The sequence below is a fragment of the Streptomyces sp. NPDC051582 genome, from assembly GCF_040681715.1.
GTDB lineage: Bacteria > Actinomycetota > Actinomycetes > Streptomycetales > Streptomycetaceae > Streptomyces.
Genome location: NZ_JBFAZJ010000017.1, coordinates 17081 through 40228 on the forward strand (window position 1 = coordinate 17081; position 23148 = coordinate 40228).

Genomic DNA, 23148 nt, shown 5'->3' on the forward strand with positions numbered 1-23148 from the left:
TTTCACTCATGACGGATTCGTATGCCGACCCGGGAACCCCGGATCACCGAAGTGCTGCGCGTTACCTGTGGTGGCTGACCATGAGTCAGCGCCGACGGGTGGCGGGTGGTGCGGTGATCGGCACCCTCTGGATGGTCTGCCTCCTGCTGCCGCCGTACCTCATGCAGCGCGCGATCGACGACGGGCTCCAGCAGGGGAAGACCGGCGTCCTGGTCGGCTGGGTGGCCGCACTGGTCGGAGCCGCGCTCCTCAACGCGTGGCTCGGCATCATGCGCCACCGCATCATGACGCGAGTCCGGATGGACGCGACCTTCCGGACCATCAAGGTCGTGGTCGCGCACTCCACTCGGCTGGGTGCCGAACTGCCCCGAAGGGTGACGGCCGGCGAGGTGGCCAGCATCGGTGTGGGCGACGTCGCGCAGATGAGCCAGACACTGACGATCACCGGCCCGGGCGTCGGCGCTGTCGTCGCGTACCTGGTGGCGGCCGCGCTGCTGCTGTCGGTCTCCGTCCCGCTCGCCCTCGTGGTCCTGCTGGGGGTGCCGTTGCTCGCGGTCGTGGTCGGGCCGCTGCTGGAACGCCTCCAGGGCGCGGAGTCCAAGTACCGCGAGCAGCAGGGGGCGCTGACCGCCCGGCTCGGGGACATCGTCGGCGGCATGCGCGTACTCAACGGCATCGGCGGCAAGGAGATGCTGGCCGGCCGCTACCAGCGCGGATCGCAGGACCTGCAGGCCGAGGGCTACCGGGTCGGCGCCGTGACCAGCTGGATCCAAGCGCTCTCGGTCGGCCTGCCCGCCCTCTTCCTCGCGCTGGTGACCTGGCTGGCCGCCCGGATGGCAGCCGAGGGCACCATCACGATCGGCACGCTGGTCGCCGTCTACGGCTACGTCGCCGTCCTGGTGGTACCGGTCTCCAACTTCATCGAGGGCGGATACGACCTGACCAGGGGCCTGGTGGCCGCTCGACGGGTGGTCCGGATGCTCGACCTGAAGCCGGCCTTCGAAGACGCCGCAACACTGCGGCCGCCCCATGACGAGCCGTCAGCACTGTACGACGCCGACACCGGTGTGGAACTGGTCCCGGGCCGGCTGACCGCCATCGTGAGCGCTCGCCCGGCCGATTCCGCGGCCGTGGTCGACCGGCTCGGCCGGTACAGCGCATCCGCCGCGACCTGGGGCGGCGTGCCGCTCGCCGAGGTCCCCCTGGCCGAGATCCGCAGGCGGATCGTGGTGGCGGACAACGACGCCGACTTCTTCTCCGGCACGCTGCGCACCGTGGTCGACGGCCGGTCCGAGCACACCGGCCCGTCCATCGCCCAGGCCGTCAAAGATGCCGCGGCGCAGGACATCGTGCAGGCACTGCCCGATGGCCTGGACACGAGGATCCAGGCCCAGGGCAGCAACCTTTCCGGCGGTCAGCGCCAGCGGCTGCGGCTGGTCCGTGCCCTGCTGGCGGACCCGGAGGTGCTCCTGCTGGTCGAGCCCACCTCCGCCGTGGACGCCCACACCGAGGCCGCCATGGCCGCTGGGCTGAGTCGCGCGCGGACCGGGCGCACCACCGCCCTCACCTCGACCTCCCCCGTCCTCCTGGAGCAGGCCGACACCGTCTGCTACCTCGTCGACGGCCGTCTGGCGGCAGCCGGCCCGCACGAGGAGCTGCTCGCAACAGAGCCCGGCTACCGCGTGCTGGTGGCCCGCGGCGAATCCGCCACCGAGTCCACGCCCGCCGAGGAGGCCGTCCGATGACTGCTCAGACCGAGACCGCCCCCGGAGGGCTCCCGATCGCCGGTCCCGCCGAGGTCCGCCGGGCCGCCGTGCGTCTGATGGGGCAGGACGGCCGTGCGGTCGCCGTGATGCTGACCCTCAACGGACTGGCCGCGGCCGCCGGTCTGGGCGGCCCCTGGCTGCTGGGCCGGATCATCGACGACGTACGGGGCGGCGCCGGGACCGGACACGTCGACCGACTCGCCCTCGGCATCCTCTGCTTCGCGCTCGCGCAGCTGCTCCTCGGCCGCTTCGCCCGCTACGCCGCCCACCGCTTTGGCGAGCGGACTCTGGCGCGGATCCGAGAGCGGTTCGTCGAACGCTCCCTCGCCCTGCCCGCCTCGGTGGCCGAACGCGCCGGAACCGGTGACCTGCTGACGCGCGGCACCGCCGATGTCGGCGCCGTCGGCACCACCTTGCGCGACGCCGGGCCGGAGGTCTCCGTGGCGCTCGTCCAGATCCTCCTGATCCTGGTCGCCATGCTCGCGGTCAACCCGCTGCTCGGCGTCTGCGGGTTGCTCTGCCTCTCCGGGATCTGGTTCGCCACCCGCTGGTACCTGCACCGTGCACACGCGGGTTACCTCGCCGAAGGCGCCGCCAACTCCGCGCTGATCGAGATCCTCACCTCCACCGCGGCAGGGGCCCGCACCGTCGAGGCCCTGGGCCTCCAGGGCCGCCGGATCGCCGCCGCGGCCGAGGCGGTCGAGCACTGCCGGGGCACCCGTACGTACACCCTCAAGCTGCGCACCGTGCTCTTTCCCGTGGTCGAGTTCTCGTACGTCGCCCCGGTCGCCGGCATCCTGCTGCTCGGCGCCGCCCTGCGCGACACCGGCGCGGTCACCACCGGTGCGGTGGTCGCCTGTGCCCTCTACTTCTGGAAGCTCTCCGAGCCGCTGGACAAGGTCCTGCTCTGGCTCGACCAGCTCCAGCGCAGCAACGCCTCCTTCGCCCGAGTCGAGGGCATCGGCCAGGTGGACGCCCCGGCCGTGACCGGCGGCGGCCGGCCCGAGGACGACCGGATCGACGTGGTCGACGTCCGGTACGCCTACCAGGGCGAGCGGGACGTCCTGCACGGCGTCGACCTCACCGTCCGTCCGGGCGAGCGGCTGGCCATCGTCGGCCCGTCCGGAGCCGGCAAGTCCACTCTGGGCCGGCTGCTGGCCGGGACGGAGAGGCCCCGCACCGGACGGGTGATGGTGGGGCAGGTGCCCGTCGCCGAGCTCGACCCGGCCCAGTTGCGCCGGCACGTCGTCCTGGTCTCCCAGGAGCACCACGTCTTCCTCGGCACCGTCCGGGACAACCTCCTGATCGCCGCGCCCGCCGCGACCGACCAGGACCTGCACGCGGTGCTGGCCGCCGTCGACATCGACTGGGTGGACGAGCTGTCGGACGGGCTGGACACCGAACTCGGTGCCGGTGGGCTCCGTCTGGACGCCCAGCAGGCCCAGCAACTCGCTCTGGCCCGGGTGGTCCTGGCCGATCCGCACACGCTGATCCTGGACGAGGCCACCTCCCTGCTCGACCCGACCACGGCCCGGCACACCGAGCGCTCGCTGGCGGCTGTGCTCAAGGAACGCACCGTGATCGCCATCGCCCACCGCCTGCACACCGCCCACGACGCGGACCGGGTCGCGGTCATGGACGGCGGCCGGGTGACCGAATTGGGCAGTCACGACGAGCTGTTGGCGGCCGGCGGCGGGTACGCCGCGCTGTGGAAGTCCTGGCACGGCGCATGAGCGCCCAGTCCTCCCGACCCCTCTCGACCAGTAGGAGCGCAACCCCCATGCACTCGGCACCACCGCAGACGGCCCAGAGCTGGGTCCGGCCGATTCCCGGCCGGACCGAGCCCGGCGCCCTCCGGCTCTTCTGTTTCCCGTACGCCGGGGCGGGCGCCTCGGTCTTCCGGGGGTGGGGCGCCGGACTCCCGGAAGGAGTCGAGGCATTCGCCGTGCAGCTGCCGGGTCGGGAGGACCGGTTCTTCGACCAGCCGATCGCGGACCTGGAAGAGCTGCTGGAGGTTCTTCTCCCCGCCCTGCTCCCCTACCTGGACCGGCCGTTCGCCTTCTTCGGGCACAGCATGGGCGCCATCGTCAGCTGGGAGCTGGCCCGCAGGCTGCAGCGTGAGCAGGGACTGGAGCCGGTCCGGATCATGGTGTCCGGCTGCCGGGCGCTACCGGCCCACGAGTCCAGGAAGCTGAGTGAACTCGACCTCTCCGATGAGGAGCTGATCAACGAGCTCCGACGTCTCAACGGCACGCCGGAGACGTTGCTGCAGAACCCGGACTTCGCCACCTTCATCCTGCCGACCTTCCGGGCCGACCTCTCGCTGTTCGCCGGCTACGTCTACCGGCCGGGCGAGTTGCTCACCTGCCCGGTCTCGGCCTTCGGTGGTGACGCGGACCCCAGGGTCGCCGAGGAGCACCTTGAGGGCTGGGCCGAGCTGACCACCGGCCGGACCGAGGTGGAGGTCTTCCCCGGTGGCCACCTCTTCCTCAACGACGAGCGGGAGGCCGTGCTCCGGAGCGTGTCCCGGGCGCTCCCTGTCGTCGGCCACTGAGCAGTACTTCTCTTCGAATTTAGGGGGCTCGCGTGGAGACAGTGTGGAACGTCGTCCAGGCTCAGGTGGAGCGGACGCCCGAGGCCGTGGCAGCGCGGACGGCACGCACCTACACCTACCGTGAGGTCGCCGTGCTGGCCGCAGACCTCGGCGAGCGGATGGCGGCGGAGGTCCGGCCGGGCTCCGTCGTGGCGCTCGACGCGTCCAGCCGGTTCAGTGGGGCCATCGGCCTCCTCGCCGCGAATGCCGCGGGCTGCGCCGTGCTGCCGCTCGACCGGCAGAGTCCGCCGGCCAGGCGGGCCCGGGTCCTCGACGACGCCCGCCCTGCTCTGCTGCTGCGCGAGCTGGCCGAGGGCGAGTTCGCCCTGGAGAGGAGCGGACTTCCGGCGCCGCCGAGGGAACCGGACCTGGGCGAGATCGCCTACATTCTGTACACCTCCGGCTCGACCGGGCAGCCCAAGGGCGTGATGGTGGGCCACGAGGCCCTGATCGACCGCCTCGCCGCCCTGGCTGAGCGGCCGGGGCTGGCGGCCGGCGAGAGCGTGCTGGCGATGGCCGCGCTGTCATTCGACATCTCGCTGGTGGAGCTGCTCCTTCCGCTGACCGTGGGGGCCTCCTTCACGGTGGTCCCGGAGGAGATCCGGGCGGATCCGCTCACGTTCGCGGAGCTGGTGGCGGGGGCCGCGCCGGACATCGTCCAGGCCACCCCCAGTTTCTGGCGGATGCTGACGGCCTCCGGCTGGAAGGGTGCGCCCGGCAGCCGACTGTGGACCGGCGGAGAGACGCTCACCCCGAGCCTCGCCCGGGAGCTGCTGCCCCGGTGCGGTGAACTCTGGAACGTGTACGGCCCGACCGAGGGAGTCCTGTGGGCCACGGCGGCGCGGGTCGACTCCGCCGAGCGGATCTCGCTCGGCGAGCCGTTGGCCGGGGTGGGCCTCCTCACCGAGGAGAGCGGTGAACTCCTGCTCTACGGGGAGGGGCTGGCGCACGGCTACCTCAACCGAGAGGAGCTGACGGCTGAGCGGTTCCTGCACTGCGACACCCCCGACGGCCGCCGCCGCGTCTACCGCACCGGGGACCGGGTCGGACGGCGGCCGGACGGCGCACTGGAGTTCCTCGGCCGCCTGGACAGCCAGGTCAAGCTGCGCGGACACCGGATCGAGCTGGGCGAGGTGGAGGCCGTCCTGGAGGAGCACCCGGAGGTCTCACAGGCCGTCGTGCTGGTCCAGGACGCCGACCGGCCCGACACCGCGGCGCTGGTGGCCTTCGTGGTACAGCGCGCCGAGGCGGACCTCCAGGGCTGGTTGAAGGACCGGCTGCCGTCGAGCCACCACCCCGCCAGGATCACTGCCCTGTCCGCGCTGCCCCGCACCACCACAGGAAAGGTGGACCGGATCGGGTTGGCGGCCGGCCTGACCGTAGGCGACCGGGTGGTGCAGGCTGCCGATGCGCCCGCCGCAGCGCCCCCGGGGGACGTCCGGGCACGCGTGGCCGAGGCGTGGCGGCAGACGCTCGCCGCGGACTCCGTCGACGAGGACACCAACTTTTTCGATGCCGGCGGGAATTCGATCCTCCTGACGATGCTTCAGAAGCGGCTCGCCGACGGCCTCGGCATCCGGGTGCCGATCAAGGAGATCTTCCGGTACCCGACCGTCGCCTCGCTGACCGACCACATCCTCCGTACGGAGATGCCCAAGTGAATCTCTACTGCATTCCCTACGCCGGGTGCTCGGCACGCGTCTACGACCCGTGGCAGCGCCACCTGCCGGACAGCGTCACCGTCGTGCCGCTGGAGCTCCCCGGCCGGGGCTCACGCTGCGTGGAGGAGCCGATCGACGAGCTGGCAGCCCTGCTCGCGGACCTGTACCAGCAGCTCGACCCGGGCTCGCCGTACGTGCTGTTCGGCCACAGCTACGGTGCTGTGATCGCCTTCGAGCTGACCAAGTTGCTCCGCTCCAAGGGTGCTCCGGAGCCGTCGGCGCTGCTGGTCTCGGGCAGCCGCGCACCCCGGCTGCCAGCCCCCGACGCGGACAGCCACACACTCTCCGACGCCGAACTCACAGAGCGACTGGCCGCGGTGGGCGGGACTCCGAAGGAGCTCCTGGAGAACGAGGAGCTGATGGAGATCTACCTCCCCGTCATCCGCGCGGACTACCGGATCCTCGGCGAGTACGGCACCGGCACCCCAGGTACGGTCGGCTGCCCGGTGGTGGCGTTCTACGGGGACACGGACGACGAGGCGGACCTGCCTTCGGTCGAGGCGTGGGCGGACTACACGGATGGTCCCTTCCGAGTGGAGGAAATCCGCGGCGACCACTTCTTCCTGCACTCCGCCGAGCGTGAGCTCGTGGCCGCCGTCGCGGCGGTCTGTACGAAGGGGGAGCCGTGTTGAGTCCGGCCGTCGCACCGGTGACCTGTGGCGGGTCACCGCTCATCCGCGACCTGGAGCCGTCCGCGCCGGACGAGATCGAGTACGCCCCGCTGCGCCGGGTCGACCGGAACCCGGAGAGTGCCAAGTGACCGTCAGTCAGGCCGCGCGCTGCCCCTATCGCGACGACGACCGTCCGGCGGCCGACCCCTGCGCGGACTACCTTCCGCTGCGGGAGGAGGAGCCGGTCCGCTGGGACGAGGACCTGGAGGTGTGGATCGTCTCCGGGTTCCGCGAGACGACGGCCCTGCTGCGGCACCCCGCTCTGTCGGCTGCTTGGCCGCAGTGGGGCGCCACCACCCTGCACCGGGAGGGAGAGGGTGGGGAGCGGGCCGCAGGGATCGTGCGCAGGTGGTTCATGTTCAACGACGACCCCGAGCACGCGGCGGCCCGCCAGGTCGTCGCGCCGCTCTTCGCGGCCAACCGGCTCGCCGAGATGCGTCCCGTCGTCGAAGAGCTGGTCGACGAGCTCCTGGCGGGGCGGACGGACGGACTGGAGGTGATGGCGGAACTCGCCGTCCCGCTCTCCAGCCGGGTCATCTGCCGGCTCCTGGGCCTGCCCGAGGAGGTCGCGCCCCGGCTGCACCACTGGTCTCCCGACATCGCGGCGCTGCTGTTGGCGGACTACCTGCCGGAGGTCAGGACCAGGGGAAATCGCGCCTTGCGGGAAATCGCGGACGTGGTGGACGAGGCCCTGCGCTCCGAGGTCCGCGAGGGCACCGGGCTCTGGCTCCTCCAGAACGCCCGCCAGGAGGGCGTCATCGAGGCCGCCGACATCTCGGCCACGGCGAGCCTGCTGATCTACGCCGGGTTCGAGACCACCTCGACCTTCATCGGCAAGGCCGTTCGGGCCGCGCTGCACGCCGGTGCCTGGTCTGACCTGCGCAACGGTGAACCGGGCTCGGCGGTCGACGAACTGCTCCGATTCGACACCTCCGTCCAGCAGGTGGCCCGAGTGGCCACCGCGCCGGTGGAGGTGGCCGGTCACCTGATCGCGGAGGGGGATCTCGTCCTGTTGATGCTCGGCGTGGCCAACCGCGACCCGGCCGTCTTCGCCGACCCGGACCTTCTGGACCGCGACCGCGAGATCAGGCGGCACCTCAGCTTCGGCTTCGGCGCGCACTACTGCCTGGGGGCGGGGCTGGCGCGGATGGAGTCCGAGATCGTACTGGAGCGCCTCGCCGGCCGCTGGGCGGATCTCGCCCTCGACGGGCCGCCGGTGACGAGGCAGCACTTCGGCGTCACCATCCTGGAAAGCCTGGCCGTGCGCGGCACGGCCGCCTCTTGACGGCCGACCGCACATCCCAGAAAGGAGAGTTGGGATGACACGAGTGACGAGCGGCTCCCCGGAGCCGGTGGACAGCGGGCTGATCCACGGGGTGTCGCAGCAACGCGTCCGCCGGTTCCTCACCCACCGGGATCACCGGGTCGACAGGGACGTGGTGGAGCGCATCGCCCGGGCGGACCAGGAACTGCTTGCCGGGGATAGGAGTGGTCTTTGATGCAGGGCATCGTGAACGAACGGACGGTGGTCCGGATGCTCGGCGCGATCGTCGACGCGCATCCGGACGTGGTTGCGATCGAGTGCGGCGAGCGGAAGCTCACCTACCGTCAGTTCTGGGACGCGGCTGCCGCGGTGGCCGGACGCGTACGGCAGGCCGAGGACCACCCGAGCGGTCGCCTCGTCGGCCTGCTCTTCGAGCGCGGCATCGAGGGCATCGTGGCGCAGCTCGGAAGCTGGCTCGCGGGTGCCGCGTACCTGCCGCTCGACCCGGCACTGCCGGACGGCCGGGTGGAGGCGATCCTGCGCGACGCCCGGCCGGTGGCCGTGCTCGCGCAGGAGGGGCTCGCCGGACGGGTGCCCGCGGGTGTTCCGGTACTCGACAGCACCGGCGCGGCCCCGGCCCCGGCGTCGGTGTCGCCGGCCCCGCTGGCCTATGTCATCTACACCTCCGGTTCGACCGGTACGCCCAAGGGCGTCGAGGTCGGCCACGCGGGCCTGGCGAACCTGGTGTCCTGGCACGGGGAAACCTACGGCACCCGGCCCGGGGTGCGGGTCGCAGCCTTCGCCGGGCTGGGGTTCGACGCCACGGTCTGGGAGGTCTGGGCGGCGCTCGCGAGCGGGGCGACACTGGTGCTGCCGACCGAGCGGCTGATCGTCGACAGCGGGGCGATCGCCGAGTTCATCGAGCGGAGCGCCATCACGCACTGCTTCCTGAGCACCCCGCTCGCCGAGCAACTGTTCGCCCTCCCGGCCCCGCCCGTCGGCCTGGCCGTCCTGCTGACCGGCGGGGACCGTCTTCGGGTGAGCCCGCCGGCCGGCTTCCCCGCCGCGGTCTTCAACCACTACGGGCCGACCGAGGCCACCGTGGTGACCACCGCCAGCGCAGACCTGCGCCACTGCCGCACCGAGGGCGCACCGGTGATCGGACGCCCCATCGCCGGCGCGAAGGTCCGGCTGGTGGATGTCGACGGGGCCGAGGTCACCGAGCCCGGTGTGCCCGGGGAACTGCTGATCGGAGGAGATGTCCTGGCCTTCGGCTACCGGGGCGACCCGGAGCTCACCGGCCGCAAGTTCGTCGCCGACCAGGACGAGAACCGCTGGTACTCCTCCGGCGACCTCTGTCGCTGGACGGCCGGCGGCGAACTGGAGTTCGTCGAGCGGCGGGACGCCCAGGTCAGCATCCGCGGTCACCGGGTGGAGCCGACCGAGGTCGAGCAGGAGATCCTGGCCGTTCCCGGAGTGGACCAGACGGCCGTCGTCCACGTGCCGGACGATGACGGCGGATCGCTGCGCGCCTTCTTCTGCGGCGAGGCCGAGCCGGGCGACATACGCGCCGCACTGACCGCTCGGCTGCCCGCGTACATGCTCCCCACCGGGTTGCACCGGCTCGTCGCGATGCCGCTGACGCCCAACGGCAAGATCGACCGGAAGGCCCTGCCGGACACTCCGGTCGAAGCCGCGGCCGAGCCCTCCGCCCTCGGCGCCACCGAGGCGCGGGTCGCCGAGATCTGGTCCGAGCTGACCGGGAACCTCCCCCGCTCCGGGGACAGCTTCTTCGAGATCGGTGGGCACTCCCTGATCGCCGCCCGGGCGGTGTCCCGGACGCGTGAGCAGTTCGGCATCAAGATCGGGCTGCAGGCCCTCTTCAACCATCCGGTCCTCGCGGACTTCTCCGCCGAGGTCGACGAAGCCGTCAGGAGTGCACGGTGATGCAGGACCAACGGCCGCTCGTGATACTGGAGTTCGGGAACGAGGTGCCCCGGAGGACCTTCGGCGGCATCCTGCCCGACGGTTGGCAGGAGCGGACCCTCAGGATCGACCCCTTGCACTACCCCGGCCTCGCCGACCGAGTCGTCGGGACGGCTGAGCAGGCCGCCCACTGGGCCGAGCGGATCACCGCCGCCGGGCCGCTCCCGGTCGCGGTGCTGGCCTACTGTTCGGCCGTCGGCCTGGCCTCGGCGCTGGTGGAGGCGCTGCCCGGGCCGGACGTCCCACTCATCGTGCTCGACCCGGCACCGGCCGATCCCAAGACTCCTCAGGAACTGCTGGACGACCTCGCCCTGGCCATGGACGAGTCCGCCGAGGTGCCATCGATCACCGGCCTGCCGCCCGGCGACGCGCTCACCCTGGCCGGCTCCTTCCTGCTCTCGGTGATCGTCGGCTGCTCGCCCGGGCTCGACGAGGAGATCCTGGTCGAACTGACCGAGGGACAACGGGCCTGGCTCAGCTTCACTCTGACCGCGGCGGTGCCCCCGCAGGCCCCGCCGGCTCCCACCCACGTCCTGCTGAGCAAGGCGCTCGACTGGCGGGGCTCCGGGGCGGTGCACCGGGTCGACGTGACGGCGGCGGAGCTGTTCCACGCGCCTGCTGTGAAGGTCCGGCTCACCAACCTGCTGGCCACCGGGGAGAAGGAAGAGCCGTGCAGCCTGCCCTCGTAGAGCGTGACGCCGTCGCCCCTCTGGTGGCGGCCCAGCCGGCCGACGCCCTGCGGGGCGCCTGCGGGGCCAAGATCTCCCCGCAGCGGATCCACGAGCTGCGGACCTTCCGCGGCAACCTGGCCGACCGGCCCGTGCACGGCTTCCAGGCGCTCGCCGTCGAGCAGGTCATGCGGGGGGCCGAACTCGACGGGGCCGCCTCGTGATTACCCTCCTGCCGCCCGGTGTTGAGGTCGAGGAGGCGTACGGTGATCTGCCCGACGCGCCCCTGCAGCCGGGGGAGGCCGAGGCGGTTGCCCGGTCACCGGTCGCCAGGCGCCGCGAGTTCGCCACCGTCAGGCACTGCGCCCGAACCGCGCTCGGTCGGCTTGGCATCCCCCCGGCCCCGATCCTCCGGGGCGCGGCGGGGGCACCGCAGTGGCCGCGCGGCGCGGTCGGCAGCATGACCCACTGCTCGGGCTACCGGGCGGCCGTGGTCGCGCGGACCGGGGCATTCCGCTCCCTCGGCATCGACGCGGAGGTCCACCAGCCGCTGCCCGACGGGGGCCTGCGCCTGATCACGTCGCAAGCCGAACGGCGCCATCTCGCGGAGCTCCTCCGCCGGGACGCGGAGGTGCACTGGGACACGTTGCTCTTCGCCGTCAAGGAGAGCGTCTACAAGGCGTGGTACCCCCTGGGCGGCGTCGTGCTCGACTTCATCGACGCCGAAGTCGTCCTCGACCCGGAGGACGGGACCTTCACCGCCCGGCTGTTGGCTTCGGAGTCGATGGCCGACGGGGCCGGCCCGCTCTCCTTCGAGGGGCGGTGGCGGGTGGCGGACGGGCTGGTCCAGGCCGCGAGCGCCGTTCTGGGTCGGATGGGCACGTCCGGCCCGTCCAATGAAGACGGTAAATGGGAATCTTGACAGAGCGAAGAGAATCGAAAGAAAGTCTCTCTGAATTGGTCTCGTCGGTCCGGGCATTTTGTAAGTCATTGATTTGAAGATTGGCTGGCCAAGTGGAAGACCCCTGCGATTTCGAGGGTGATAGGGCCTGGTTCGAACTGTGGAACGGCCAAAGGGGGTTGTGGCTCCAGCACCAGCTGGACGAGAGCCGGGCGGAAGCCAACCTTCCGTACTGGCAGCACTTGTGCGAGGCGGTGGACATGGACGCCGTGCGTCGTGCCGCAGCCTTCCTGATGGAGCGGCATCAAGCGCTGCGGCTGTCCTTCCGGGACACTCCTGAGGGTCCGCGCCAGCGTGTCCTGCCTGATGTCGAGCTGGACGTGCCGCTCGTCGACCTGACCGGCGCGGCTGACCCGACGGCCGAACTGAACCGGTGCGTCCGGGCCGAGAACGCGACCCCCTTCGACGAACTCGCCACCCCGCCGGTGCGGCTCAAGGTGTTCAAGCTGGCTGCCGACCACCACTGCCTCTACGTGAACGTGCACCACATCATCACGGACGGCACCAGCATGGGCATCTTCATACGCGAACTGCTGCTCTGCTATCGAGCTTTCGCCGCAGACGGAGAGCCGGAGCTGCCCCCGCTCCCGACGACCTACGACGCCTTCGTGCGGGGTCGGCGGGAGTGGCTGGCGAGCGACCAGAGCAAGGCCATGGAGGTGTACTGGCTCGACCAGCTGGCCGCCCCGCTGCCACGGCTGCGCATCGGGGACTACGATGCGCCCGCCGATGCGGTGGTGAACGAGATGCTGGAGTTCGACGTCGAGGCCGACACGGCCGCAGGGCTGGCGGCACTGGTCAAGAAGCTGCGCGTCACGCCGCACATCCTGTTGCTCAGCGCTTACGCGGTCGCGTTGCGAGACATCAGCGCCGACGACGACATCGTGGTCTGCGTCCCGTTCTCCGGCCGGGACACCAAGGAGCTGGACGGCATGTTCGGCAGTTTCGTCAACCCGCTCTCCGTCCGGGTGCGGATGTCGGGTGCGGACCCCTTCGAAGAGGTCGTGCGCCGGACCAGGGCCGTGAGTGTCGGCGCCTATGCGCACAGCCGTTATCCGTTCACCTTGCTGGTCGAGAAGCTCGATGTGGAATCCCGACCCGGCCGGAACCCGGTCTTCTCGACCTCCTTCCAGTTCGCGGACTTCCTGCCCCCGGCCCGGCAGACCTCGCAGCTCGACCTCTGTCTGTTCGGCAAGCCGGACGGCGACCGGCTCAGTCTGCGGCTCAACTACAACTCCCGGCGGCTGGCGAAGTCCGAGGCCGAGGAGGTCCGGTCGGCCTTTCTGGCTGTCCTGCGGACGGTCATCGAGGACGCGACGGTCCCGCTGGCCGCCTTGGCGGAGCCGCTGGCGCGGGCCCGGCGGGCGGCGCGGACCGTACCCGCCGGCCGTCGTCGGCTGGGGGCCCTGCGCGCCTCCCGGCCCGGGACGCCCAACGCCTGAGCCGGTATTCCGCCATCTCACCGAAAGGAAGGACCCATGGACGGACAGCGTGACGACGACGGCCATGTCGTGGTGATCAACTCCGAGGAGCAGTACTCCATCTGGCCTCAGGGCCGCGAGCTGCCCGCCGGCTGGCGGGAGACGGGCGAGCGGGGCTCGAAGGAGGCCTGTCTCGCGCACGTCGATGAGGTGTGGACGGACATGCGTCCGCTGACCCTGCGCCGGGAGATGGCGGGCGGGAACGGCCGATGAGGGTGACGGTCAGACCGCTGGCCGAGCGGCCACAGGCGGCCACGCGGCTGTTCTGCTTCCCGTACGCCGGCGGCGGTGCCTCGGTGTTCCGCGACTGGGCCGCCGCCCTGCCCGCCGAGATCGAGCCGTGGTCGGTACAACTTCCGGGCAGGGAAGACGAGTTCGGTGCTCCACCGCTCGACCGGATGGGCGCGGTCCTCAACGCCCTGGTGCCCTCGGTCATTGCGCACCTGGACCGCCCGTTCGCCTTCTTCGGACACAGTATGGGCGCCTTGGTGGCCTGGAGCCTCACCCGCAGCCTGCAGCGGATGGAGATCGGCTCACCCACTCGGCTGTTCGTCTCGGGGTGCGTACCGCCCCAGGCCCGGGTGGAGACCGCATACCACGCCGCTCCGGAGAAGGAGCTGATCGGGAAGCTGCGCTCCTGGTCCGCGACACCGGAAGCGGTTCTGGCGGACCCGGAACTGATGCGCCTGATGCTCCCGGTGATCCGGGCCGACCTCGCGGTGGTCGAGACCTACCGGTTCACCGATGGGCCGCTGCTGACCTGCCCGGTCACGGCGTTCGGTGGGACCGAGGACGATCCCGCGGGCACCGCGGCGATGCCGCGCTGGGGCGAGCTCACGGCCGGCGGCTTCGACCTGCGGATGTTTCCCGGCGGCCACTTCTTCCTGCACTCCGCCCGTCCGGCCGTGCTCGCCGAGATCGCCGGGCGGCTCGCTGCCGTGCCCTGGCAGAACGGTCACTGACCCGAAGCCCCTTCGAAACAACCATCCTCTCGATTGACGGATTTAGGTGGAACGACATGTCGCAGCGGTCCGTGATGGACGTCGTCTCGGATGTGTGGACGGCTGTCCTGCACACCGAGATATCCGGTCCTGACGCCAATTTCTTCGCGCTGGGCGGAAATTCACTGCAAGGTGCCAGAGCGATCAGCCGGCTGCGCGGGGAGCTGGGCATCCGGATCCCGCTCAGCGTGCTCTTCGATGCGCAGACCCTCGGCGAGCTGACCGCGGCCATCGAGGCGATGCGGGAGACGGAGCCCGGGGCCGAACAGACCATCGAGCCGTTCGAGGGGCGCTCGGGCGAGGTTTTCCACGCGCCCACCTCGTTCACCCAGCAGCGGCTGTGGGTCGACGAGCACATCCAGGGGCCGGGCTCCCGCTACAACATCCCGGTGGCGAACGAGCTCGTGGGCCCGCTCGACATCACGGCCTTGGGGCAGGCCGTCCAGGAGCTGGTCGACCGGCACGAGGTCTTCCGCACCACCATCGAGGCGGTCGACGGCATCCCCGAGCAGGTGATCCAGGCCAAGGCCGAATTGCCGCTGACCGTGGTCGACCTCCGGGACGAGCCGGAGGAGAAGCAGGAGCAGGTGCTGGCCGGCCTGCTCCTGGACTCCGCCCAGCGGCCGTTCGACGTGGAGCGGGGGCCGCTGCTCCGGGTCGAGCTGTACCGGCTGGACGAGGACTGGCACGTCCTGCTCATCAACCTGCACCACATCATCACCGACGTGTACTCCTTCGAACTCGCCATGGCCGAGCTGCTGGAGCTCTACGCCGCCGCCGACGACGGCGGGATCCCGGCGGCCGTGAAGCCGCCGGTGCAGTACGCCGACTACGCCGCCTGGCAACGGCGCACGGTCACCGGGACCACGCTTGAACGTCAACTGGACTACTGGAAGGACCGGCTGCGCGGCCCGCTGCCCGTGCTCGACCTTCCGACCGATCTGCCGCCCCGGGAGACCACCACGAGCCAGGGGGCGTCGGTGGACATCGAGCTGCCCCGAGCGGTGTCGCGTAGGATCCGCGAGCTGTCCAGGGAGCACAACGCCACCCCGTTCATGACCATGTTCACGCTGCTCAACGTGCTGCTCAGCCGGTACAGCGGCCAAACGGACATCGTGGTCGGCATCCCCAGCGCCAACCGGGATCTGCCGGAGCTGGAGTCCATGATCGGGTGCTTCCTCAACACCCTCGCCGTGCGCAGCGACCTGTCCGGCGATCCGACGCTTGCCGAGCTGCTCGGCCGGGTCCGGGGCAGGATCCTGGAGGCCTTCGCCCACCAGGACGTCCCCTATGAGCGGGTGGCCAACGCGGTCTCGACCGACCGTTCCTCCCGGCAGGGGCCGTTCCGGGTCATGCTGGCGTACCAGCACGAGGTCCCGGCGCCGGAGCTGGCCGGGATCACCGTCAGCGACGTCGAGTTGGGCCTGAACTTGAAGGCGGTCAAATTCGACCTGGTGTTCCGGGTCGTCGAGACCGAATTCACGTACCGGCTCGCGGTCGACTACAACACCGACCTGTTCCTGGAGGACAAGGCCTGGCGCATCCTCGACCACTTGGCCGTGCTCGCGGCCGACGCGGTGGCCACTCCCGCCAAGCGCCTCTCCGAGCTCACCATCCTTCCCGAGGAGGAGCGTCGTCAGCTTGAGGAGTGGTCCACCGCCGGCTGCGGCCCTTACCCCACGGACCTCTTCCTGCACCGGCTGTTCGAGGCTCAGGCGCTCAGGACCCCGGCCGCGGACGCGGTGGAGAGTGGCGGCGAGCGGGTCAGCTACCACGAACTCGACGGCAGAGCATCCCGGCTGGCCGACGAGCTGACGGCGCGCGGCATCGGCACCGACGATCTGGTCGGGCTGTGCGCGGACCCGTCGGTGGACCTCATCGTCGGCATCCTCGGCATCCTGAAGTCCGGTGCCGCCTACGTGCCGATCGATCCGCTCGCCCCTGTCGACCGGATGTCCTACGTCGTCGCGGACAGCGGGATGAAGATCCTGGTCACCACCCCGGAGCTGCGGGACCAGCTGCCGACGGCCGTCTTGGAGAGCGTGGACGTGGTGAGCACCGCGCAGGACGGCGCGCGCGGCGGCGCCCCTGGGTCGGCGCTGCATCCCTCGCAGCTGGTGTACCTGATGTACACGTCGGGGACCACAGGCCGGCCCAAGGGCGTCGGCCTGCCGCACACCGCGATCACCCCGTGGATCCAGTGGGCCCAGGACATCCGCCCGATCGGGCCCGGCACCCGGGTGGTACACAACCTCTCCTACCACTTCGACTGGTCTGTAGAGCAGATGTTCCACGCACTGACCGCGGGCGCCTGCCTGGTCATGCTGCCCCGCGAGGTCAAGGCCGACGGCCGGGCCACCGCCCGGTTCATCAACGAGCAGTCGATCCACATGCTGTACCTGACACCGACCCAAATGCGCGGCATCACCGACGCCGGTCTCGACATGCCGACGCTGCGGCACGTGTCCATGGGCGGCGAGAACCTGGACGCCGACCTGGTGGCGCGGACCCGTGCGGTCGTCTCCGCCGGGTGCGAGATCTGGAACGAGTACGGGCCGACGGAGACCGCGGGCGCGGCCCTGGTCGGCCGGATGGGCGACGAGCCGCTGGAGCGCAGCTCCATGCCGCTGGGTGAGCTGATCGCCAACGCCTCCTGCGCGGTGGTCGACCGCTGGGGGAACCTGCAGCCCATCGGCGTGCCCGGCGAGCTCTGGATCGGCGGTGACGGCGTCGCTCGCGGCTACCGCAACCAGCCCGCCCTGACCGCCGACCGGTTCGCCCCGGACCCGGCCCGGCCCGACCGACGCCTCTATCGCACGGGCGACCTGGTGCGCCGCCTGCCCAATGGAGAGATGGAGTTCCTGGGCCGGGTCGACAATCAGGTCAAGATCCGCGGCGTGCGGGTCGAGCTGGAGGAAATCGAATCGGTGCTGCGCGGTCACCCGGAGGTGGCGAACGCCGTGGTGGTCCTGGAGCCCGACCAGCGGCTGGTCGCCTACGTGGTCAGGACACCGGGCAGCGGGCTCGACGAGGCCGGGCTCCGTGCCCACCTCGCCCCGAAGCTGCCCATCGTCATGCAGCCGGCCGTGTTCATGTGGCTCGATGCCATGCCGCTCTCCCCGACCGGCAAGGTGGACCGCCAGCGGCTGCCCCGGCCCGAGCCGCTTCCCGTGCTTGCGACGGCCGTGACGCCGCCGAGCACGGAGACGGAGCGCACCGTCGCGGCGGCCTGGGCGGAGGTGCTCGGGATCGCCGAGGTGGACGTGCGGGCCAACTTCTTCGAGGCCGGCGGGGACTCGTTCTCCCTGCTGGGGGTCGTCAGCCGACTGCGGGCCGAGTTCGAGCTGGACATCCCGGTGCGCGCCCTGGTCGACGCGCCGACCGTCGAGACGCTGGCCGAGCACATCGAGGCACTGCGCCGGGCGGCCTGCCGTCCGGCCGCAGCGCCCCTTCCGTAGCCGACCTCAGGAGAGGACGATCCGCGTGAGTGGACACCCCGAGAACAGGACCGCCCCGTCGCCACTGGCCCGGCTCCTCACCGACGTCCGCGCCGCGGTGCGGGCGGGAGGCACCGGCGACCCGGAGCAGACCGGTCGGCGCGTCGCGCGGGCCTTCGCCTCCCACCTGCGGAGCGAAGGCCTGCTGACGCCGGAGCAGCTGGAGCCGGACGGGCGGTCGTACCGGCAGCACGTCCTGCATGTGGAGCCCGACGGTACGTTCTCGGTCGTCGCGCTGGTATGGCTGCCGGGGCAGCGGACCGCCATTCACGATCACCTCGCCTGGTGCGTGACGGGTGTCTACCTCGGTGTCGAGCAGGAAACCCGCTACCACCTGATGGCAGACGCGGAGCAGCCCTATCTGGTCCCCGCCGGCGTCACGGCGAACGAAGCCGGATCGGTGGACTTCATCGTTCCTCCGGGCGACATCCACGAGGTCCGGAACTCGGCCGGACACACCAGCGTGTCCATCCACGTGTACGGAACCGACCTGAGCAGGAGCGCTTCCAGCATCAGGCGCACCTACGACCTCCCGGTGCGGGCGGCGGAGCTCGTAGTCTGAGGCGGGGAGCAGAGGGAAGGCTCGGGGGCCATCGTCGGAAGTGGGCCGGGGGCGGTCTCCGGAGGAACGGGACCGGCTGCAGACCGTGTACCCCGCGGACCGCGCCGCCGTCCCGGAGGCCGGCCGCGTCGTCGAGTCGGGCACCCGCGATGAGTCGGTCGGCGCGGGCGGACCGTACTTGCGAGCCGTGGCGGTCGCGGAACGGCGGGAGCCGAGTCCCCGGCAAGCCATACGCACCTGCGGGTCCGCCGCGGGGCGACGAATCTTTCTCGGCCTCGTCGGTGCCTGTTCGGTCCGACGGTCAGTTCGACAACGATGGGAAGTGACGTCATGAGCGACACCGCGGCTCACGACATGGCGGCAGAGACTCTGCCCGATCTGTTTGCGGCCCAGGTGGCCCGTACCCCTGACGCCGTCGCGCTCGTCGGCGCCGACGCAACTCTCACGTACGCCGAGCTGGATGCCAGGGCCGGCCGACTGGCGCGGTTGCTCATGGCCAAGGGGGCGGGGCCCGAAACGATCGTGGCGGTCGCGGCGCCGCGGTCCGTGGAACTCGTGGTCGCCCTCTACGCGGTGCACAAGGCCGGGGCCGCGTATCTTCCGGTCGATCCGCTGCTGCCCGCCGAGCGTGTACGGGAGATGACCGACGACGCACGGCCCGTGCTGATGCTCGACAGCGAGGACGTCCGGCGGATGTCGGAGGAGGGCGCGCCCGGGGCGGACGAGACCGGGTGGCCCCCGCTGCACCCGTCGAACACCGCCTACGTCATCTTCACCTCGGGATCCACCGGCCGGCCCAAGGGGGTGGCCGTGTCACACGAGTCCATCGTCAACCGCCTGCGCTGGATGCAGGCGGAGTATCCGCTGGGCCACGACGACCACGTCCTGCAGAAGACCCCCGCCGGATTCGACGTCTCCGTGTGGGAGTTCTTCTGGCCGCTGTGCGTCGGTGCGCGCCTCGTCCTGGCCGGGCCGGACGAGCATCGGGATCCCGCCCGGATCGCCGAGCTGATCCGGGCGGAGCGGATCACGACCGTGCACTTCGTCCCGTCCATGCTGCGACACTTCCTCGAAGAGCCGACGGCGGCCCGATGTGATTCGCTGCGCCGGGTGTTCGCGAGCGGCGAGGCGCTCTCGGCCGATCTGCGGTCACGGTTCATCCGCCTACTGAACGCCGAGCTGCACAACCTCTACGGGCCCACCGAGGCCACGGTGGACGTGTCCTACTGGCGCTGTGGCCCCGGCGACCCACCCGGCCCGGTGCCGATCGGTACCCCGGTGCGGAACACCCGGCTCTACGTTCTGGACGAGCAACTGAACCAGGCCGCGCCCGGGGCGGCCGGCGAGCTCTACATCTCGGGAGTCCAGCTGGCCCGGGGATACGTCAACCGGCCGGGGCTGACAGCAGCGCGATTCGTCCCCGACCCCCACGGCCCTGAAGGCAGTCGGATGTACCGAACCGGGGATCTAGCCCGGCGGGACCCCGACGGGGTCCTGCACTACCTGGGCCGCAACGATCACCAGGTCAAGGTGGGAGGCGTGCGCATCGAACTCGGCGAGATCGAAGCGACGTTGGCCCGGCACCCCGCGGTCGCCGACGCAGTGGTGGCCGCGAGGCCCGACGAGGCCGGCGAGACACGGCTGACCGCCTACCTCGTACCCGACCCCGACGAGGCCGCCGCGCTGCGGAACCTGTGCCGCCTTGAAGAAGCGGGGCTCCTCGACCCCGAGGACCTGCAGACCCTGCCGAACGGCATGGCCGTCGTCGCGTCCAACCGGTCGGAGGCGGACTTCCTGTACCGCGAGATCTTCGAGGAGGGGGAGTACCTGCGGCACGGGATCACGCTGCCCGAATCCGGCGCCTGCGTCTTCGACGTGGGCGCGCACATCGGGTTCTTCTCGCTCGCGGTGGCCCGCTCCCGACCCGGCAGTGTGGTCCATTCGTTCGAGCCGATTCCGCAGCTGTTCCGCATGCTCGAACTCAACACCCGGCTGCACGGGGTAGACGCCAGACTGTTCCCCTGCGGCCTGGCCGAAGCGGCGGGTACGGCGTCGTTCACCTACTATCCGCAGCTTTCGATAATGTCGGGGCGATTCGGTGACACCGCCGAGGAGCGCGGTGTCCTGGAGGCCTTCGTCCGCAACGAGCAGCCGATGCGGGATGCCCTTCCGCAGAGCAGTGCGGCGGATCTCGACGGTCTGCTCACAGAGCGGCTGCAACACACCGAAGTGACCTGCGAGCTGCGCACGCTGTCGGACGTCATCGACGAGACCGGTGTGGAACGGATCGACCTGCTCAAGATCGACGCGGAGAAGAGCGAACGCGCGGTGCTTCTGGGGCTCCGTGAGGAGCACTGGGACCTGGTCCGCCAGCTGGTGATCGAAGCGCACAACGCCCCGGGCCGGATCGACTGGATCCGGGGCCGACTGGAGGAGCGGGGGTACCGGGTCACCGTCGACGGGCTGGCGATGCTCTCCGAGACCGGTCTGGTCACCCTCTACGCAGTCCGCGGCGGCCGGCCGGCCTCCGGTGGCGGGGAGGGCGCCGCACCGGCGCACCGCGGGCCGGGTTGGTCGTCTCCGGATCTGTACGTCCAGGACGTGCGGCGAGAAGCGGAGCTCCGGCTCCCGCCGCAGATGGTTCCGGACCACTTCGTGATCGTCGACGCGCTTCCCCTGACGGCCAACGGCAAGCTCGACCGGGCGGCACTGCCTGCGCCCCGGCGACGGCCGACCGGGAGACCGGCCGCTCCGCGCGACACGACCGAGGTGCTGCTCTGCTCCTTGTTCGCCGAGGTGCTTGCCGCACCCGGCATGGGGATCCATGACGACTTCTTCCAACTGGGCGGCAACTCGTTCGACGCGATCCGCCTGGTGGCCCGGATCCGTGAGGCGCTGGGTGTCGAAGTGACCGTCCCGAGCCTGTTCAAGGCCCCGACAGTGGCCGCCTTCGCCGAACTGCTGGCCCACGGATCCGACGGATGAGGGGACGACCGACCGTGTCTGGACCGCCGGCCTACGGCAACGTGCCGTAGGCCGGCAGTCCCGGCCCGGGAGCCCTTCGGGGGCCGGAAATACCGGTTCAGGCAGTCCCCACACCCGACTGCACCACTACCGGTCGGCGAGGGCCGCCGTCGCCCCCTTCGGACCTTGCGGCGAGTCAGCGAGGCCCGGGCCGGCGGACAGCCCTGCTGCCACCGGTTCCGCTGCACCGGCTGCGACCTTGAACGCGGTGGTCATGCGGGAGCTTCCGAGGAGAAGGAGCGAGGCGTGGCCGACGTCGTGGCCGACGGGGCGATCTCGGCGAGTTGGCTGTCGAAGGCGCGCAGCAGATCACGGAGCCGTTGCGGCCAGGAGCCGGTCAGCGGAGCCTGGACGATGCACTTCAGGGTCCCGTCGGGCAGTTCGCACACCTGGAGCTGAATCTCGGCGACCGCGCCGACCGGCGGCACCGGAACGGCGTGCATCCGCACCGGACCGGCCGCATGCTCGACGCGCCGCCAATTCTCGAAGGCGAATAGCGCCTGGTAGACGGGCATCCGACCACCGGCGACAGTGTGTACGGCCCGGACGATTTCGTAACGGGGCAGCGCGGAGCCCAGGATGCTCTCCCGCACGGCGGCCCAGACCCGCTCGACCACCCCGGGCCCGGACAGCCCGGGCATCCGCACCGGCAGGATGTTGATCAGGCAGCCGAGTTCGTCTTCCTGCCCGGCCGAGCGGGCGGCCACCGGTGTGCCGATGCAGAAGTCGGAGCCGCCGGTGATCTCGGCCAGAGCACGGCCGTACGCGGCCAGCAGCACCGCGAAGGGTGAGCAGGCGCTGCGCCTGGCCTGCTCGCGCACCGCCTGCCAGGTGGTGGGCGGACAGGTGGTTCGGAGCTCGGCCGACCCACCCACGGCGAGCTCGTGCTGGTTCGGTGCCGGGCCGCCGTCCGGGGTGGGAAGGTCGGCCGAACCAGCCAGCAAGGCGCGCCAGTGTGTCGCGAGTTCGGCGTGTTGCACCGGTGTGAGTTCTGCGGCCTCCACTCGTTCCAGTACGGGCAGATCGGTCGCGGCTCCGTCGACGGCCCGTGCGTAGGCGCACGCCAGATCGGCGGCGAACACCTCCTGGGAGAGACCGTCGAAAGCGATGTGGTGGACCGCCAGGAAGACGGTGGCGCCCTGTGCGTCCGGGGCGACCGCGGCCCTGTAGACGCGGCCCGCGGCGAGATCGAAGGTGTCGGCGTTCAGCAGGGTGGTGGCCGCCTCCTCGAAGCCGGTGCCGGCCCCGAGGCGCAGCAGCGGCTCTGCGACCGGCTCCGCGAGGACCTTGCGGACCACCTGCTCGTGCTCGAAGACGAAGGCGGTGCGCAGCGCCTCCTGGCGGCGCGCCACTGCCGACAGCGCTGCGTCGAGGGCAGGGAGTTCGAGCGGGCCGTCGACGCGGACCTGGGCGAGGACCCAGCCGGCGTGGCTCGCCGGGTCGATCTGCTCACCGAGCCAGAGCTGCATTTCCAAAGTGGAGGCCGGCTGGACCCGTACCGTCGCGTGGTCAGTCACAGGAAAGCTCCTTGTCCGCGCCTGCGGGGTTGTTGGTGCTGATCGGAACCTCTACGTCGCGCAGCTCGCGGTTGCGCAGGGCGATGAGGACCCAGACGAGGCAACTCGCACCCAAGGCGAGAAGGGTCCGACGCAGGCCGATGCCGGTGGATCGCCCAGACCTCCACCAGGATGCCGACCGGCGCGGCGCTCATCGGGTTGCAGCAGCTGCCGGACGAGGCGGTCGCTGGTCCCGGGCTCGGGCACTGAGGTCCGGGCTCCCGGGCCACGCGGAATGAGTCCCCGCCGTTCTCCAGGAATCCCGAGCCGACATCCCTCGCTGCGTCACCTTCCGCCACGGTCACCGGAGATGGTCGGATCCGTCCGGTTTTCACGACCGCAGGACGCATGGCCTGCCTCAACGGGTCTTCCACGCTACAGCGGTACCGGGAAAATG

General features: G+C 71.0%; 20 protein-coding genes and 1 pseudogene. 19 read left to right on the forward strand and 2 right to left on the reverse strand.

The annotated features are described in order from the left end of the window. Positions 1–8: 8 nt before the first annotated feature. The 19 genes and pseudogenes from AB0M92_RS22165 (at position 9) to AB0M92_RS22255 (ending at position 21156) form a co-directional block, all read left to right on the forward strand. A complete protein-coding gene (locus AB0M92_RS22165; RefSeq protein WP_366103985.1) occupies positions 9–1745 on the forward strand; it encodes an ABC transporter ATP-binding protein in 1737 nt (578 codons plus the stop codon). Beyond that, positions 1742–3499: an ABC transporter ATP-binding protein gene (locus AB0M92_RS22170; RefSeq protein ID WP_366103986.1), complete on the forward strand. Its 1758-nt coding sequence runs from the start codon at positions 1742–1744 to the stop codon at positions 3497–3499. The genes AB0M92_RS22165 and AB0M92_RS22170 overlap by 4 nt, the downstream gene beginning before the upstream one ends. Positions 3500–3546: 47 nt before the next feature. Continuing rightward, a complete protein-coding gene (locus tag AB0M92_RS22175) occupies positions 3547–4320 on the forward strand; it encodes an alpha/beta fold hydrolase (protein ID WP_366103987.1) in 774 nt (257 codons plus the stop codon). A 32-nt stretch (positions 4321–4352) separates the two neighbouring features. Beyond that, positions 4353–6020 carry a non-ribosomal peptide synthetase gene (locus AB0M92_RS22180; protein WP_366103988.1) on the forward strand — a complete coding sequence of 556 codons (1668 nt, stop codon included), beginning with the start codon at positions 4353–4355 and terminating at the stop codon, positions 6018–6020. Then, positions 6017–6712: an alpha/beta fold hydrolase gene (locus AB0M92_RS22185; RefSeq protein ID WP_366103989.1), complete on the forward strand. Its 696-nt coding sequence runs from the start codon at positions 6017–6019 to the stop codon at positions 6710–6712. The genes AB0M92_RS22180 and AB0M92_RS22185 overlap by 4 nt, the downstream gene beginning before the upstream one ends. Beyond that, complete coding sequence (locus AB0M92_RS22190; RefSeq protein ID WP_366103990.1) at positions 6706–6840, forward strand: hypothetical protein; 135 nt, start codon at positions 6706–6708, stop codon at positions 6838–6840. Before AB0M92_RS22185 ends, AB0M92_RS22190 begins: the two co-directional genes overlap by 7 nt. Next, entirely contained in the window at positions 6837–8036 is a 1200-nt protein-coding gene (locus AB0M92_RS22195) for a cytochrome P450 (protein ID WP_366103991.1), read from the forward strand. The genes AB0M92_RS22190 and AB0M92_RS22195 overlap by 4 nt, the downstream gene beginning before the upstream one ends. A gap of 34 nt (positions 8037–8070) precedes the next feature. Next, positions 8071–8250 carry a hypothetical protein gene (locus AB0M92_RS22200; protein ID WP_366103992.1) on the forward strand — a complete coding sequence of 60 codons (180 nt, stop codon included), beginning with the start codon at positions 8071–8073 and terminating at the stop codon, positions 8248–8250. Next, positions 8250–9962: a non-ribosomal peptide synthetase gene (locus AB0M92_RS22205; protein WP_366103993.1), complete on the forward strand. Its 1713-nt coding sequence runs from the start codon at positions 8250–8252 to the stop codon at positions 9960–9962. The genes AB0M92_RS22200 and AB0M92_RS22205 overlap by 1 nt, the downstream gene beginning before the upstream one ends. Next, positions 9962–10690, forward strand: coding sequence for a hypothetical protein (locus AB0M92_RS22210; RefSeq protein WP_366103994.1), 729 nt, complete (start codon positions 9962–9964; stop codon positions 10688–10690). The genes AB0M92_RS22205 and AB0M92_RS22210 overlap by 1 nt, the downstream gene beginning before the upstream one ends. Further along, positions 10672–10893: a hypothetical protein gene (locus AB0M92_RS22215; RefSeq protein WP_366103995.1), complete on the forward strand. Its 222-nt coding sequence runs from the start codon at positions 10672–10674 to the stop codon at positions 10891–10893. Before AB0M92_RS22210 ends, AB0M92_RS22215 begins: the two co-directional genes overlap by 19 nt. Further along, on the forward strand, positions 10890–11591 hold the full coding sequence (locus AB0M92_RS22220) for a 4'-phosphopantetheinyl transferase superfamily protein (RefSeq protein WP_366103996.1): 702 nt from the start codon (positions 10890–10892) through the stop codon (positions 11589–11591). The genes AB0M92_RS22215 and AB0M92_RS22220 overlap by 4 nt, the downstream gene beginning before the upstream one ends. A 92-nt stretch (positions 11592–11683) precedes the next feature. Beyond that, positions 11684–13072: a condensation domain-containing protein gene (locus AB0M92_RS22225; protein ID WP_366103997.1), complete on the forward strand. Its 1389-nt coding sequence runs from the start codon at positions 11684–11686 to the stop codon at positions 13070–13072. Between the two features lie 36 nt (positions 13073–13108). Next, a complete protein-coding gene (locus AB0M92_RS22230; protein WP_366103998.1) occupies positions 13109–13324 on the forward strand; it encodes an MbtH family NRPS accessory protein in 216 nt (71 codons plus the stop codon). Next, positions 13321–14073, forward strand: coding sequence for an alpha/beta fold hydrolase (locus AB0M92_RS22235; RefSeq protein WP_366103999.1), 753 nt, complete (start codon positions 13321–13323; stop codon positions 14071–14073). The genes AB0M92_RS22230 and AB0M92_RS22235 overlap by 4 nt, the downstream gene beginning before the upstream one ends. 56 nt (positions 14074–14129) lie before the next feature. Beyond that, positions 14130–17570: an amino acid adenylation domain-containing protein gene (locus AB0M92_RS22240; protein WP_366104000.1), complete on the forward strand. Its 3441-nt coding sequence runs from the start codon at positions 14130–14132 to the stop codon at positions 17568–17570. A gap of 25 nt (positions 17571–17595) precedes the next feature. After that, positions 17596–18171 (forward strand): cysteine dioxygenase family protein, encoded by a 576-nt coding sequence (locus tag AB0M92_RS22245; protein ID WP_366104001.1) that lies wholly within the window; start codon positions 17596–17598, stop codon positions 18169–18171. A gap of 73 nt (positions 18172–18244) precedes the next feature. Next, positions 18245–18497: pseudogene (locus tag AB0M92_RS22250) on the forward strand (hypothetical protein); the annotation flags it as partial. 4 nt (positions 18498–18501) lie between these two features. Beyond that, a complete protein-coding gene (locus AB0M92_RS22255; RefSeq protein WP_366104002.1) occupies positions 18502–21156 on the forward strand; it encodes an amino acid adenylation domain-containing protein in 2655 nt (884 codons plus the stop codon). A gap of 251 nt (positions 21157–21407) precedes the next feature. Here AB0M92_RS22255 and AB0M92_RS22260 read toward each other — a convergent pair whose 3' ends face one another. Next, the gene (locus tag AB0M92_RS22260) at positions 21408–22712 is read right to left on the reverse strand and encodes a condensation domain-containing protein (protein WP_366104003.1); all 1305 of its coding nucleotides are present in this window, start codon (positions 22710–22712) and stop codon (positions 21408–21410) included. Next, positions 22705–22827, reverse strand: a complete 123-nt coding sequence (locus AB0M92_RS22265) for a hypothetical protein (protein ID WP_366104005.1) — start codon at positions 22825–22827, stop codon at positions 22705–22707. The genes AB0M92_RS22260 and AB0M92_RS22265 overlap by 8 nt, the downstream gene beginning before the upstream one ends. Positions 22828–23148: the final 321 nt, after the last annotated feature.

Excerpts from the sequence above, each read along its gene's own strand:
- AB0M92_RS22165 (WP_366103985.1), top strand. The coding sequence starts at position 9 with ATGACGGATTCGTATGCCGACCCGGGAACCCCGGATCACCGAAGTGCT.
- AB0M92_RS22170 (WP_366103986.1), top strand. The coding sequence starts at position 1,742 with ATGACTGCTCAGACCGAGACCGCCCCCGGAGGGCTCCCGATCGCCGGT.
- AB0M92_RS22175 (WP_366103987.1), top strand. The coding sequence starts at position 3,547 with ATGCACTCGGCACCACCGCAGACGGCCCAGAGCTGGGTCCGGCCGATT.
- AB0M92_RS22200 (WP_366103992.1), top strand. The coding sequence starts at position 8,071 with ATGACACGAGTGACGAGCGGCTCCCCGGAGCCGGTGGACAGCGGGCTG.
- AB0M92_RS22205 (WP_366103993.1), top strand. The coding sequence starts at position 8,250 with ATGCAGGGCATCGTGAACGAACGGACGGTGGTCCGGATGCTCGGCGCG.
- AB0M92_RS22210 (WP_366103994.1), top strand. The coding sequence starts at position 9,962 with ATGCAGGACCAACGGCCGCTCGTGATACTGGAGTTCGGGAACGAGGTG.
- AB0M92_RS22230 (WP_366103998.1), top strand. The coding sequence starts at position 13,109 with ATGGACGGACAGCGTGACGACGACGGCCATGTCGTGGTGATCAACTCC.
- AB0M92_RS22235 (WP_366103999.1), top strand. The coding sequence starts at position 13,321 with ATGAGGGTGACGGTCAGACCGCTGGCCGAGCGGCCACAGGCGGCCACG.
- AB0M92_RS22240 (WP_366104000.1), top strand. The coding sequence starts at position 14,130 with ATGTCGCAGCGGTCCGTGATGGACGTCGTCTCGGATGTGTGGACGGCT.
- AB0M92_RS22255 (WP_366104002.1), top strand. The coding sequence starts at position 18,502 with ATGAGCGACACCGCGGCTCACGACATGGCGGCAGAGACTCTGCCCGAT.